Source organism: Telluribacter humicola (assembly GCF_017355935.1).
GTDB lineage: Bacteria > Bacteroidota > Bacteroidia > Cytophagales > Spirosomataceae > Telluribacter > Telluribacter humicola.
Genome location: NZ_JAFIQT010000001.1, coordinates 1,197,438 through 1,210,972 on the forward strand (window position 1 = coordinate 1,197,438; position 13,535 = coordinate 1,210,972).

At 51.1% G+C, this 13,535-nt stretch carries 9 protein-coding genes; 4 read left to right on the forward strand and 5 right to left on the reverse strand.

What is annotated here, in order from left to right; translation table 11 throughout:
* Window positions 1-22: 22 nt before the first annotated feature.
* The 4 genes from polA to JUB14_RS05240 form a co-directional block, all read right to left on the reverse strand.
* Entirely contained in the window at window positions 23-2,647 is a 2,625-nt protein-coding gene (gene polA, locus JUB14_RS05225) for a DNA polymerase I (protein WP_207504748.1), read from the reverse strand.
* Window positions 2,648-2,858: 211 nt separating this feature from the next.
* Entirely contained in the window at window positions 2,859-4,073 is a 1,215-nt protein-coding gene (locus tag JUB14_RS05230) for a hypothetical protein (protein WP_207504750.1), read from the reverse strand.
* A 170-nt stretch (window positions 4,074-4,243) separates the two neighbouring features.
* A complete protein-coding gene (mscL, locus tag JUB14_RS05235; protein ID WP_207504752.1) occupies window positions 4,244-4,666 on the reverse strand; it encodes a large-conductance mechanosensitive channel protein MscL in 423 nt (140 codons plus the stop codon).
* 270 nt (window positions 4,667-4,936) lie between these two features.
* Window positions 4,937-5,980, reverse strand: a complete 1,044-nt coding sequence (locus JUB14_RS05240) for an LLM class flavin-dependent oxidoreductase (RefSeq protein WP_207504754.1) — start codon at window positions 5,978-5,980, stop codon at window positions 4,937-4,939.
* A 595-nt stretch (window positions 5,981-6,575) separates the two neighbouring features.
* Between JUB14_RS05240 and JUB14_RS05245 the strand changes: the two genes are divergently transcribed.
* From JUB14_RS05245 to JUB14_RS05260, 4 genes are all read left to right on the forward strand, one after another.
* Window positions 6,576-7,505 carry a pirin family protein gene (locus JUB14_RS05245; protein WP_207504756.1) on the forward strand — a complete coding sequence of 310 codons (930 nt, stop codon included), beginning with the start codon at window positions 6,576-6,578 and terminating at the stop codon, window positions 7,503-7,505.
* A 306-nt stretch (window positions 7,506-7,811) separates the two neighbouring features.
* The gene (locus tag JUB14_RS05250) at window positions 7,812-8,219 is read left to right on the forward strand and encodes a hypothetical protein (RefSeq protein ID WP_207504758.1); all 408 of its coding nucleotides are present in this window, start codon (window positions 7,812-7,814) and stop codon (window positions 8,217-8,219) included.
* Window positions 8,220-8,312: 93 nt separating this feature from the next.
* The gene (locus JUB14_RS05255; protein WP_207504760.1) at window positions 8,313-9,680 is read left to right on the forward strand and encodes a S8 family serine peptidase; all 1,368 of its coding nucleotides are present in this window, start codon (window positions 8,313-8,315) and stop codon (window positions 9,678-9,680) included.
* A 61-nt stretch (window positions 9,681-9,741) separates the two neighbouring features.
* Window positions 9,742-10,065 (forward strand): hypothetical protein, encoded by a 324-nt coding sequence (locus JUB14_RS05260; RefSeq protein ID WP_207504762.1) that lies wholly within the window; start codon window positions 9,742-9,744, stop codon window positions 10,063-10,065.
* A 194-nt stretch (window positions 10,066-10,259) separates the two neighbouring features.
* On the opposite strand, the gene JUB14_RS05265 is transcribed toward JUB14_RS05260, so the two are convergent.
* A complete protein-coding gene (locus JUB14_RS05265; protein ID WP_207504764.1) occupies window positions 10,260-12,815 on the reverse strand; it encodes a TonB-dependent receptor in 2,556 nt (851 codons plus the stop codon).
* Window positions 12,816-13,535 lie beyond the last annotated feature (720 nt).

Here is a 13,535-nt window from a genome sequence, read left to right on the forward strand (position 1 = left end):
TCCAATCACACACCTCTGCTTATTATGATCCATACGCTACTTGGTCCAACCAGTTCTTGCCTACCGTCACGTTCACCTCCAGAGGTACCACAAACTCAGCGCTGGTTTCCATGATTCTTTTTACTTCAGGGATGAAGAGGTCCAGTTCATCGTCGGCAGCGTCAAACACCAATTCGTCATGTACCTGTAGTACCAGTTTGGATTTGAGCTTGTGCTCATAGATATACCGGTCTACATTAACCATCGCCTCCTTAATAACATCGGCTGCCAGCCCCTGCAGAGGAGCGTTCACAGCCATGCGCTCGGCTACTTTTCGGGTAGTACCATTGCGGGAGTCAATGCCTTCAATGTACCGGATGCGACCATACTGGGTGCGGGTATATCCCCTTTCGCGGGTTTCGGCCAATGATTGATCGAGGTACTCTCTAATGGAGGAGAATTCCTCAAAGTAAGCATCAATGAGCTCCTTCGCTTCTTTCTGGGATATCTTCAGCCGGCTGGAAAGTCCCCAGGGCGTGATGCCGTAGGCGATACCGAAGTTCACGGCCTTGGCCTTGCTCCGCATATCTTTGGTTATTTCGTGTTCATTTACCTTGAATACCCGGCAGGCCGTAGTGGCATGAATGTCCTTACCGGACCGGAAGGCTTCTACCATCACCTCATCGCCACTCATGGAGGCCAGTAGTCGTAGTTCGATCTGGCTATAATCGATACTGACGATGCTGTGGTCAGACTGTGAGGGAACAATGGCCTTGCGTACCTCACGACCCGCTTCGCTCCGGATGGGCAGGTTCTGCAGGTTAGGATCGGTACAGCTGAGCCGGCCGGTACCGGCCACTACCTGCTGAAAAGTAGGGTGGATCTTATTAGTCTTGGGATCTACGTACTTGGGTAGTGCATATACATAGGTAGTAATGATCTTACTGAGCTTCCGGTAGTCCAGCAGGTGGGCGATAAAGGGGTACTTGGGCGCCAGATCCACCAGGAAGGGCTCCGCCGTAGAGATTTGACCGGTCTTGGTTTTTTTGAGTTCGGACGGATCTGCAATCTTCTGCAGGATGTCGGCGGTTTGGGAATTGGAGCCAATGTTGAACTTCCGGCCCGCTGATTCATAAAGCTCTTTTTCCAGGTCTTGCAGTTGCTGGGTTAGCGCCTTATCAATTTCAGTCAGGGCCTGCTCATCCAACGCTATCCCTTGCAGCTCCATCCGGACTATCACGGACTGCAGGGGGGCTTCGATGTTAAGTAGCAGGGGGCGTAGCTTCATCTCCTCTATCCGACTCATAATCTTCTTGTACGCTTCCGGTACAGAGGCGAGGTAGTCGAGCTGGGTGTAAGGTTTGTTGATGATATATGAAGTAACTACGTACTTGTCCCGGATATACGGCCATTCAATCTTGGCGTCGGGCTCGAGCAGGTACGCCGCCAGGGAGAGGTCAATCCAGGGACGACGTAGCAGGATGCCTAGCTGATGTATCCTCTTCAGCAGGGGCTTCAGCTCCCAACCGGTAACAGTGGTACTGCTCTGATCCAGGTGCGAAATTAACTCCTGCCAGTCCTGCTCCCCGAGCTGGACCGCCATTACCTCACTTTTGCCACTGGCTACGAGGAACAGGCAGTCAGGGTGTTGGTCCAGATAACCTACGGCTACCATTTTAGCCTTGCCCAGTTTTTTCTTTGCTTCTTTCAGGTCTATGGGTATTACCGGTATGGCAGCTGATTGGGGCTGGCTACTGCTACTATCCGCGGAGCTGATAAAGCCCTGTTTAGCCAATCGCTCCCTGATGCGGGTAAATTGCAGCTCGTCAAGCAGGGGAAGTAACTTGCTCTCGTCCGGCTCCTGTACATCTACCTCCTCCCAGTCTATATCTACATCCACCTCCCCGGACAGATACGCCAGGTGCTTATTCTCCATGAGCTGGTCCTTCGCTTCCTTAATGGCTTCTTTGACCTTAGCCTGTTTGATAGAGTCCGCCTCTTCGATCAGTTCCTCTACTGAACCATACTCGGCCAGCAGGCTCGCCGCGGTTTTATCACCAATGCCCTTTACGCCTATGATATTATCCACACTATCGCCCCGTAGTGCCAGGAAGTCGGCCATTTTGGTAGGCTCCACACCGTACTTTTCTTTCACTCCGGCAGCATCCAGTGTTTCCATGGCAGCACCCTTGTAAGCCGGCCGGAACAGGAAGATGTGATCCGTGACCAACTGGGCAAAATCCTTGTCCGGGCTTACAATGTATACGGTGTAGCCTTTACCAGCTCCCTCCTTTGCCAGAGCCGCTATGATATCATCGGCCTCATAGCCTTCCTTCTTTACAACCGGAATGTGCAGTGACTCCAGCAGTTGCAGGGCGTAGGGGAAGGCATCGTAAATCTCCGACGGCATTTTCTCGCGGTTAGCTTTGTAGGTAGTTGCTACGGCTACCCGTTCTTTGGCTTTGGAGTCCAGGGCCGCTACTATAGCATCGGGCTTCTCTTCGGTGAGTACCTGAAATATATAGTTAAAAAACACCAGCGGGGTGCGGGTATCGATACCCGTGGTGGTACCAAAGCGTTTGCCCATGGTGGCAAAATGCGCCCGGTACAGCAGAGGCATCACGTCGAGCAGGAAAAGCTTTTTATCGTTTGTGGGCACTGTATCCATAATCTTCTCTGCGGCCGGTAATAAGGTGAGTGGATATGTTAACTAGTAACCTATGAGATTGCTAAAAACTGTGCCTGAGCGGGTAAGAAGGCTGGTGGAGAAGTAGGTAGGTACGGAACTTGTGGTGCTGGCTTGAGTAGAGTTTACAAAAAAGCAGGCCGGCAACTGTTGTAATCCAGCTGCCGGTCTGCTTGTGAGGTTGTAGGATATATTAATGGCTTTCGTTTGTCTCGAAGCCTAGTACGGCTAGTCGTGCCGGTCTGGTGGATACTTTATGCTTTACTACTTCACCGAAATTAGCCAGGTTGATCTGATGTACTTCACCCAAAGTAGGTACTGCAATGTAAGCAAACTTAGACGTAGCTTCCAGTACAGGCTTGACCGCATCGTCGGCTGATACGGCACTGATCACCGAGCCTTCTTTCTTGAGCGTTCCGGGAGTCAGGTCATAAATCCTGAGCTTGCCATCCAAGGTCAGTAGCAGTAAGTTTTTTCCGGCGTAATCCACCTTAGCTTGGAAGGCATCCGTGCCCTCATAAATAGGAGTAATACGATTGGCCGTAATATCGATGAGGTAGGCACCCTTGGTGGCACCGTATCCGATAAATTTATTGGCCCCTTTGGCATAAAGAACAGTACCCAGGCGTACTGCGCCAAAACCCTCGGGGTTAGGAATAACACGCTGCTCTCCGTTTTGCTTTACCACCAGTACTCCACCAACGGTGGCTTCGGGGGTTATAAAACTACCGAATACGGCATTCGCGCCATCCGTAGCATTACCATGTATGCGTGCTACTTCTACGGTAGAGGGATGTACTACTTTGCCACTTTTGTCAATGATCCGTACCCTGTTTACGCTTTCGGTAATGGCATAGGTACCATTGTCAAACTGAGCCATGGCTCCGTGGTGTGGCGGTAGCCCGGCGTTGATCGCACTGAATGTAGCGCCTGCCGTATGGAAGTTGGCTTCATTACCTACGCTAAGTGTACCATCCCCGTCATTGAATATGACCGACTCGGTACCTTTGCTCTTAAAGTGAGCGGGTCTGGCGCCGGTTGAGGTAATAGCAGCCCACTTAGGAGTACCTTTTACATCTACATGGTCACCGTGGTACTCAAGGCCGGTATCAAAAAACTCAACCAGGTTATTACTTCCGTATAGTACGGCTGAGTAACGGCCCGAGGCAGTAGGATACAGGGTAGCCAGCGGAAACTTAGCGTCAATGGTACTGGTCGAGGCATCAGAGGGATTAAGTTGTGTGAGTTGATTGGATTTCTCATCCGCAACCAGTACACGGACATACTTAAATTCCTTTCCGTCATCCAGATTATTGGGTTCCGGATCGGGATCCTGATTACAGGAAGAAATAGCAACCGCTGCTACAAGGCTTAAGACAAGTTTCTGAAATGTGGATTTGTAGGTCATAGGTATTGTTATCGGTTTGTAAATGCAACTATGTTGCAAATGTATATAACAATCTCTTTGTTGCAACTATGTTGCAAATAATTTAACCTATATAGATACAAAAAGCAGGAGGCTAGCCCACTGGGCCAGCCTCCTTAACATTGAATTATATGTTACAGTAGCCTTGTCTTCTAAAGGGGCTTACGGTCCCGCAGCAAGTCCCGGATTTCGGTGAGCAGGAGTTCTTCTTTGGTCGGGGTAGGGGTAGCCGGAGCTGCCTCCTCTTTGCGCTTCATGCTATTGATGGCCTTCACCATTGAGAAGATAGCCAGAGCAATGATTAGGAAGTTGATAATCTTCTGGATAAAGTTGCCGTAGTTGATAGAGGCTCCTTCCCGTACCACAGCACCATTCTCTATCACGGGTTGAGTGAGCTGAATCTTTAATTCACTAAAATCGACTCCACCGGTTAGCACACCAATGGGGGGCATAATAATATCAGCTACTAAGGAGGAAACAATGGCACCAAAAGCGGCACCAATGACAACGGCTACTGCTAAATCAATGACATTGCCTTTAACAGCAAATTGTTTGAACTCAGACATTATGCTCATTTGCTAACTAATTTTTAGTGGTGAATAGTGTTAAATTAAGAAATGAATAGGAAAAGTTCTTTACCAAATTAGCTATTGGGCTGTATAATCCAAAAAGGGTACAGCATGTTTGAGTATATACAGACTTCCAGCTACTGATAGTTGACCATGTTTTGGTAGTTGTATTAAGTTTACAATACCTAACTAGGAGGTAATAAAATAGCTATCTGCCAATGCTTCCAGGAGAAGTACCGGCAGATAGCTATATAAGAGTCTGTAAATATGTTTGCTCTACTTTACTGTAGCACCAATGGCCTTTTTTACAGCCGGCGCCACTACGGTACCTAGTAGCTCAATGGCACGCATTACCTTTTTATGTGGCAGGGTACCTACGCTTATATGCAGCAGGAAGCGGGTATTGCCGAATAGCTCGTACTCCCACAGTATCTTGTCTATCACCTGTTGCGGACTACCCACCAGCAGGGAGCCATCCGGCTCGCGCATCATTTCGTAGTGCTCCCGGTCCATAGGCGACCATCCGCGCTCACGCCCAATCTTGCTCATCACATAGGCATAAGGCTTGTAGAATTCGTCTGCTGCCTTTTGCGAATCATCGGCTATGTAGCCGTGCGAATTAATACCCAGTTGCAGCCTGGCCGGATCATGACCCGCTTGCTTATAGTAATCTTTATACAGCTTCGTAAAAGGAACAAAGCGCTCCGGTCCTCCGCCAATAATAGCCAGGGCCATGGGTACACCATAATTCGCGGCCCGTACGACCGATTCGGGTGTACCGCCTACCGCTACCCAGATCGGCAACTCAGGTTGGTGAGGTCGGGGATATACCCCCCGGTTGTCAATGGCTGGACGGTGCTTGCCCTTCCAGCTGATCTTTTCGCTCTTATTAAGTTGGATGAGCAGCTCCAGCTTCTCAGCAAAGAGGGTATTGTAGTCTTTCATATCGTTGCCAAACAGCGGAAACGACTCAATGAATGAACCACGTCCCGCCATAATCTCGGCACGTCCACCCGAAAGCAGGTCCACGTGGGCAAAGTCCTGGAACACCCGAACGGGATCATCCGAGCTCAGTACCGTTACGGCGCTGGAAAGCTTGATGTTTTTGGTTTTTACGGCGGCAGCAGCCAGTACAACCGCGGGAGAAGAAACCACAAAATCAGGGCGGTGGTGCTCTCCAATAGCGAAGACATCCAGCCCCAGTTGGTCAGATAGTTCGATCTCTTCCATCAGGTTCATCATCCGCTGGTGGGGGCTCAACAGCTTCCCGGTAGCCGGGTCCGGGGTATTTTCAACGAAGGTGGTAATTCCTATTTCCATAATTGATGTAGGTACATGGTTTTTATGGTTAACACCAGGAGGGGGATTTTTGGTTGCAGTTCTTTCTATTTTGATGAAGTGTGGAGGGAAGCATAAACTATGTTTTAGACATAATTCAACTTTTTGGGGCACTGCCAGTTTTTGCCCTCTTCCACCGGGCCCTTCTGATCATTCTTAGCTTTTAATGTATTGCCAGCTTTCGCCCTCACGGCCGGGCGGGCCCCGCCCTCTCAACGCCTCTTAATTTTATTTGGCTCCTATCGGGCCATAAAATAAGGAGGCTTATGAGAGGGCTGTTAGAGAAAAAAGATGCATAATTTAGTAACAATAGCATTTTCAATTTTATAAAATTGTTAGTCGTTACTAATAGGTAGTTTGCCAACTTTCTCAGCTCTTCCCTAAGCCGACCTTAGCATGCGGGCTTTTGTGCGAAAGCCCTGCGCAGGCCCGCAAGGTATAGAGGCGTGGGAAGAGCGGGGCCCGCCCGGCCGTGAGGGCAAGCGATAGCATTACACGGTAGAGTTAGATTTTACCCGCTAGTATAGATTCTAAGTTTTTTCAAAAGAAATCAAACAACCCTAACAACTACCTCCAAATGCTAGACATCGTCATAGAAGCCCGGAAAGCCTCCATAGGGCCGGGCATGGATGTGCGAAGAATACTACCTTTCCGCCTGCGCCGGATGGTAGGCCCTTTTATCTTTATGGACCACGCCGGTCCGGTGGAGATACAGCCACAGACGGCACCGGACATGGATGTACTGCCGCACCCCCACATCGGCCTCTCTACCGTCAGCTACCTGTTTGGCGGGCAGGTCACCCACCGCGATAGCCTGGGCGTAGAGCAGGTGATCCGTCCGGGTGAGGTAAACTGGATGACGGCTGGTAGCGGCATTGCTCATTCCGAACGCTTTGAAGACCCGGCGGCTCTGGCGGGCGGACAACTGGAAATGATCCAGACGTGGGTAGCCCTGCCCGAGCAGGACGAGGAAGCAGCGCCTGCCTTTGATAACTACAAGCCGGAGCAGCTCCCCATCTATACCGATACCGGCGTATGGATGCGGCTGATAGCAGGAGAGGCTTATGGTCTGAAAAACGGGGTGAAGACACACTCCCCCCTATTCTACCTGCATGTTGTGCTGGGCACTGGCGCTCGGTTTGGACTACCTACCGGCCATACCGAACGGGGCTTCTACGTAGCCAAGGGGAGTGTGGAAGTAGCAGGAAGAGCCTATAGTGCCGGGCAGATGCTCGTCTTCACCAAAGGGGTAGATCCTATCATCATAGCCAAAGAGCCCACTACCCTGATGCTACTGGGAGGGGAGCCGCTGGGCGAGCGGTTTATCTGGTGGAACTTCGTCTCCTCCCGCAAGGAACGCATCGAACAGGCCAAGGCCGACTGGAAGGAAGGCCGGATCATCCTGCCACCTAACGACGATCAGGAGTTTGTAGCGCTACCAGAAGACCACTCCCGACCGGCGGGCAATTCTCCGACGGGCAACCCACCGCCGCAGGCCCTTTCCTGATAGAAGAGAAAACAGAATATAAGCGATAAAACGAATACGCCTCCCTTGTCTCAGGGGAGGCGTATTCGTTTTAGGTAGATTGATAATGGTAGTAAAGGCATTCTACCGGCATTTGTTCATAAGCCTTTACCTATAAGATTATCCCCATAAGTACTCCTTAAGCCCTATGTAAGGTACTCGCATAGCCCTAGCCTGTGACTTCAAAAAAAATCTTCATCTGCCGGGCATTTTCTGTTTCCGTGTTTCGCGTTTTAGCGACTAAGGCAGTGGTTATATTAATCACTTCACATTTAACCTTTTACTTCTATGAAAAATTTTCAGGACACACTGGATCATGAGCCCATGGCCGCCACCTCATTACAAGGTGAAGTTATTCAAACAGTTGACGAGGCAGAGATCAAATCCCTTTTTCCGGGCGGGTCAGATCTTTCGGCTCAGAATCTTCATGGGGTCGGATTCACCTACCGGCACGACTGGGGAAATCACAACGGACAGAAAACCTATACGCTCAATATAGGATCTGTCAATGCGAATTCCCGGGTATTTGTATCAGCTACTGAATTTGGGGGAGGCGCTAACGAAGGCTTTATCGGAAATTCCCGTTATACCGTGCATAATGTTGCCGTTCGGAACGGGGCCATTGTGGTAAGGCTTAATGTAGAGTGGAATTCTCCCATCCGGGTGCGCATGGACTACCTGATAGTCAACCCGTAGAGACCGGGTTCCGGTGGCACCTCCGGGTGCCCTATCCATTACTTCTCAGGGACTTCAGTCCCATCAAGTTCAACTCCAAAAAATGTTACTATCATGGCAAAGAAAACCAATGGCTCCTCTGGGGGCTCGTCCTCCAATGGAGTTTCCTCTTCGGTAGAAGAACTCCTGCTCGCCGCAATGGAACGCGGCGACGATAGCCTTGAAACGGGCCGTTATCTGGTAACCTTCAAAGAGGGAGCCAGCGAAGACGGCCTGCGCTCCCTGGGTACTACGCAGGGTATGCGCGTAGCCGACGCCCGTGACTTCGAGGACCAGGCCGCTACGCTGGAAAATGTAGGAGATGCCGATGCGCTGGTATTTCCGGAAATCAACGTAGCGCTGATCGGTGGAGAGGCTGCGCAGGAGCGAAGTATGAATGCTCAGTTCGAGATTGCCAGTGATAGCCCCATTGAGTCCATCGATCCTGAGTACTTTCAGTTTGCTGCCCAGTACGCTCAGTTGGCCGAACCCACCACTACCGGCTCCGCCGAGTTTTTGCGTGGATTTCTGCAGGCTACGGAAATCATCGCTAAGGAGATGCGTATCAACGGGTATGGCAATGGTCACTCGCAGGTAGAGCTCGAAGAAGAGATACAAGTACTTGGTGCTACCTGGGGGCTGAATGCCTGTAAGGTACCTCCTAGTGTCCGTAGTGGGGTGGGCATCAAGGTAGCTGTACTGGACACCGGGTTTGATCTGGGACATCCCGACTTTGCGGGGCGTCCTATTGCGAGCCGGTCCTTTGTCGGTCAGCCGGTACAGGATCTGAATGGACACGGTACCCATTGTACCGGTACTGCCTGCGGTCCCAAGGCCCCGGCGGGTACCACGCCCCGCTATGGTATTGGCTTTCGCTCCTCTATCTTCATTGGTAAAGTACTGACCAACTCAGGATCAGGTACCATGGCCGGAGTACTGGCGGGCATGAACTGGGCTATTGCTAACAAGTGTGCTGTGATCTCGATGTCATTAGGAGCCCCCATAGGTGTGCAGCCAGCCTACACCGCGGCAGGTCAGGCCGCCCTGAACAATAACTGTCTGATCATTGCGGCAGCAGGTAATCACGCTGGGCCGACGGGTGCACCTGCCAACTCTCCTACTGTTATGGCAGTAGCCTCGCTTGATTCCACCCTGAGACCAGCATCTACCTCTGCGTTCGGAAAGATTGATATATCAGGTCCGGGTGTAAATATATTCTCATCCTGGCCTCGTCCTACCCGGTACAGAACCATCAGTGGTACCAGTATGGCTACCCCGCATGTGGCAGGTTGCGCAGCCTTATGGGCTGAGACCTCCCCTAATATGCGGGGTATTACGTTATGGCGCAAGTTAGAGCAGACGGCCAGACGATTCCCACCGTTTTTCCCGCCGTACCCACCTAAACATCCTCGGGTAGGAGCCGGACTTGTGCAAGCTCCCTGAGCCCATGCGAAACAGAACCGTTGCCAGTAGGTACTTTGTTGCCTGCTGGCAACTTTATCTTATGTTTACAAGAGGATTCTTTATTGTCCTGTTATTTCAGGCGCTGGTTGCCGATCAGCAATCAGCGATAACTACTAACACTGCTATGTCTGAAAGCAAAAAATGGATTGTGACCACTACTGGTGAAAGAGACCTGGATGAAGTCCGGCAGGACCTCACCAAAAAGGGCTTTAAAGTGGAGCAGGTACTGGATCAGATCGGCTGCCTGACTGGCTCGGCCAGTGAGGAGGTGGCTCACCAGCTACGATCTATGCCCGGCATTGCTGATGTCTCACCGGATGCGGACATCCAACTACCCCCGGCCGATGATCCTGTAACCTGGTAGCTGGCTTCGGTAGCCCTATCCGATACCGCCGCTACAGGTACCCTCAGGAAGGGGAAAAACACGTTTAAAGAAAGAGTATAAATGCAATGCGCCTCTCCTGAAGCAGGAGAGGCGCATTGCTACCTATGACTTACTGATAGACAACTTCTTTCTCCCGCTGAGGAGACCGAGAAGGTGTAAAAGGAATGTCTTCCTTATAGGCGAATATTGAATTTTGCAAACCAGAACGCCCCGTTGCTACCCATCTGCACCGGGTCCCAGGCTCCACCCGTCTCGGTTACCAGCGGGCTGGACATCGTAGGATACACATTGAAAACATTGGAGCCACCCACCGTCAGCCCCAGGTGCGGACTCAGTCGGTAGCCGAGCGAAACATCCGTTACTACTTTGGGTGCATAGATATCCAGATTATTCTCGTCGTAGTCCCAGTTCGCCAGTTGTACCTCACCGAAGCGGATAGCGCGCACGATAAAGCTCCACTTGTTGATGCCGTAATCCAGCGTCAGGTTGATCTTGGACGGTGGCGCTGACGCCCGCAGAAAGTACTGCTCCCTCAGGTCAAAGTATATATCTTTCTTACCGGCCAGCTTTTCGGTAGTCTGGATATCCGTTTTCGGGTCGAAGTCCAGCCGGTTGAAGTTAGCAGCCAGCGTGGTGCTGAGGCGTCCCCGGCCGATGGGAGCCAGGTGGGCCAGGATAATGTCCATACCCAGTGTGCGGGTGGAGATGGCGTTGGTAAAGAACTGCGCTTTCTCTACCCCCAGCCGCAGCAGGTCTGCTCCGATCACGTCGTCCTGGTCATCAAACTGCCCTGTAAGTACCACCCGGTCCCGGATCTTAACATAGTACCCATCTACAGTCAGGCTCAGATTGCCACCCAGCCGACTGGTAAAGCCCAGACTGGCGTTGGTGGAGGTTTCCTGCTTCAGCGGAGGGATACCCAGCGCCTGCGTCACGGGACTGTTGTTGCGGGCCAGCAGGGCCTGCACTGCCTGTCCGTTGACAAAGTTGGTAAAGGTGGAGTTGAAGTAGATCTGCGCCAGCGACGGAGCCCGAAAACCCGTACTGAGAGTACCACGCAGCGTAAAGGCCGGACTCACCTTTAGGCGGCTCGACAGCTTCCCGTTCAGCGTACTTCCAAAATCACTGTAATTCTCAAATCGCAGGGCCGCACCTACCATGAAAGCCCGGGTAAAGTCAGCCTCGGCGTCGAAGTAGACGCCCACATTGGAGCGGCTCGCCTGTACCTCGTCACCGGGTTGGAAACCCGGGAAGCCCTGCGAACCGGCCGGTTTGGTGATGTCGTAGGCCCGGTAGGAGCCTTCTTCACCGGCAAAGATCTGGTACCACTCCTGGCGGTACTCGGCCCCAAAGGCCAGGTTCAGGCCCTGCAGTTTATCCTTAAAGAAGCGGGTAAAGTTGAGGCTCGTTACATTCTGCTGCAGTTGAAAGCCTCCCGCGTCAAATGCCGTAGGCGACTGCTCGCCCAGCGAAACGTTCAGCGTATTGTTCACTCCGAAGAGAAACCGGTTGGAGCCAAACACATTGCCAAAGTCACCCGCCCAGCCTTTCAGATCAAACCGGATACCGGCCGCCAGTGACCCATCCACAATATCACTGGAAATGATCGGATCAAATCCATTGGGATAAATGGCCGGTAGATTGCGGTCACTATCCGCGAAGCGCGTCCAGGCGTAGGCATCGCCCTTGCGCAGGTTTAACCCACCAAAGGCATACAGCCGGGCGTTGCCGCTGACGGGTATTTCCGAATTGGCATAGAACGACGTGTTCTGGATCTTAGGATCACCGTACTGGCGGCGCTGCAGCTCATCTTCGGGAGAGGTATTGGCCCGGTTGGTATGGTCGCGGAAGTTGTAGTCGGCCGTCAGGTTCAGGAAGCCATCCTTCCCGATCCGCCAGCCGTAGTTGCCGTTGACGTTAAGGTTGCCCCCGTCAAATTTCCTGTCATCGTAGCGGTAGCTGGCCGAGTAGGTCCCGAAGTTGAGGTTCCCCGTAAATTCGTTGACATTAGATTTTAGTACGATGTTGATCACCCCCGCAATGGCGTCTGAGCCGTACTGAGCCGAAGCCCCGTCGCGCAGTACCTCGATCCGCTCGATGGCCGCCGCCGGAATGGCATTAAGGTCAGTGCCGGTATTGCCCCGGCCGCGGGTACCAAATATATTCACCAGCGACGACTGGTGCCGCCGCTTGCCGTTAACCAGTACCAGCGTCTGATCTGGGCCCAGCCCCCGCAGCGTCGCCGGGTCCACGTGGTCAGCACCGTCCGAGCCTGTCTGCCGGTTGGAGTTGAACGATGGTACCGTAAACTGCAGCAGCTGGTTGATGTCCAGTTGGCCCGTTTTGGTCGTCACCTCCCGGATATCAATCACATCAATGGGAGCCGGGGAGTCCGTCACCGACCGGTTCAGGTTGCGTGACCCCACCACATTCACCTGTTGCAGCGTAGTCGTCTCCTCCATCGTGATGGCCAGGCTCGTCCGGCCATTGACCGGTACTTCCATCAGCTGAAAGCCCACAAACGATACCACCAGCACCGGATTGCCTGTCTGGGTAGTGATCCAAAAAGCACCACTGGCATCGGTATTAGTCCCATTGGTAGTGCCTTTCTCCACCACCGAGGCCCCCGCCAGGGCTTCTCCATTGGCATCCCGGACGGTGCCAGTAACTCTTTGCGCATTGGCCAGGTGGGTAAGGCAAAGCATAATAAATAGTAAGAAATTTTTCATAGTACTACTTCATCGTTTAGGTTGGTTATCGGGATGTAATGTAATCAGTCAATGCACCAATGGCTAGTACTTTGCTACCATATATCTTAAACACCTTGTTGGAGAGGGAATGTTTTCGAGAGTTGAGGAGGCAAATACTGTAAGAAAAGTGAAGATGGAATAGCAATGTATAGTCCTTAGAGGAAGTCCAACAACATTAGCCGCAGCCATAATGATATTGACTAACAGTATCGTCTCAGGCAATGCATCTCCAAAATATTCACCAGCGATAACTGGCGTCGCTAATTGTATTAGATAATTAAATTATAAGTAGGGTTATAATACAACTTATAAGTATTGGTAGTAGCTAATGAATAGCGTAAGTTACCGTTGGATAAATTTTGGTAAAAAAACTATATTGAAGTATGTGATTATTGAAGTCTCTTTAATAAATTTATCTCAGTTGCGAAACTTCATCATTAATCGGATACTTAATCAAGTATCATGTGATTTCAATCAGCGGTTAACTCTATTATACCACTTGATCATTAAGGAACTAGGCTTTATGTTGAATTGAGGGACTAGTCTCCTTGCCTTCAATTTTGTTGTTAATGATTTTAAAACTGGCTAATCATGTAAAGAAAATTTACTTGATGAAAGTCAAGAAATAAACAATAGTTATTATACCTACTTATAGGTAAGAAATATTCATCAAAGTTTAACTGGTCGCATTGTTATATA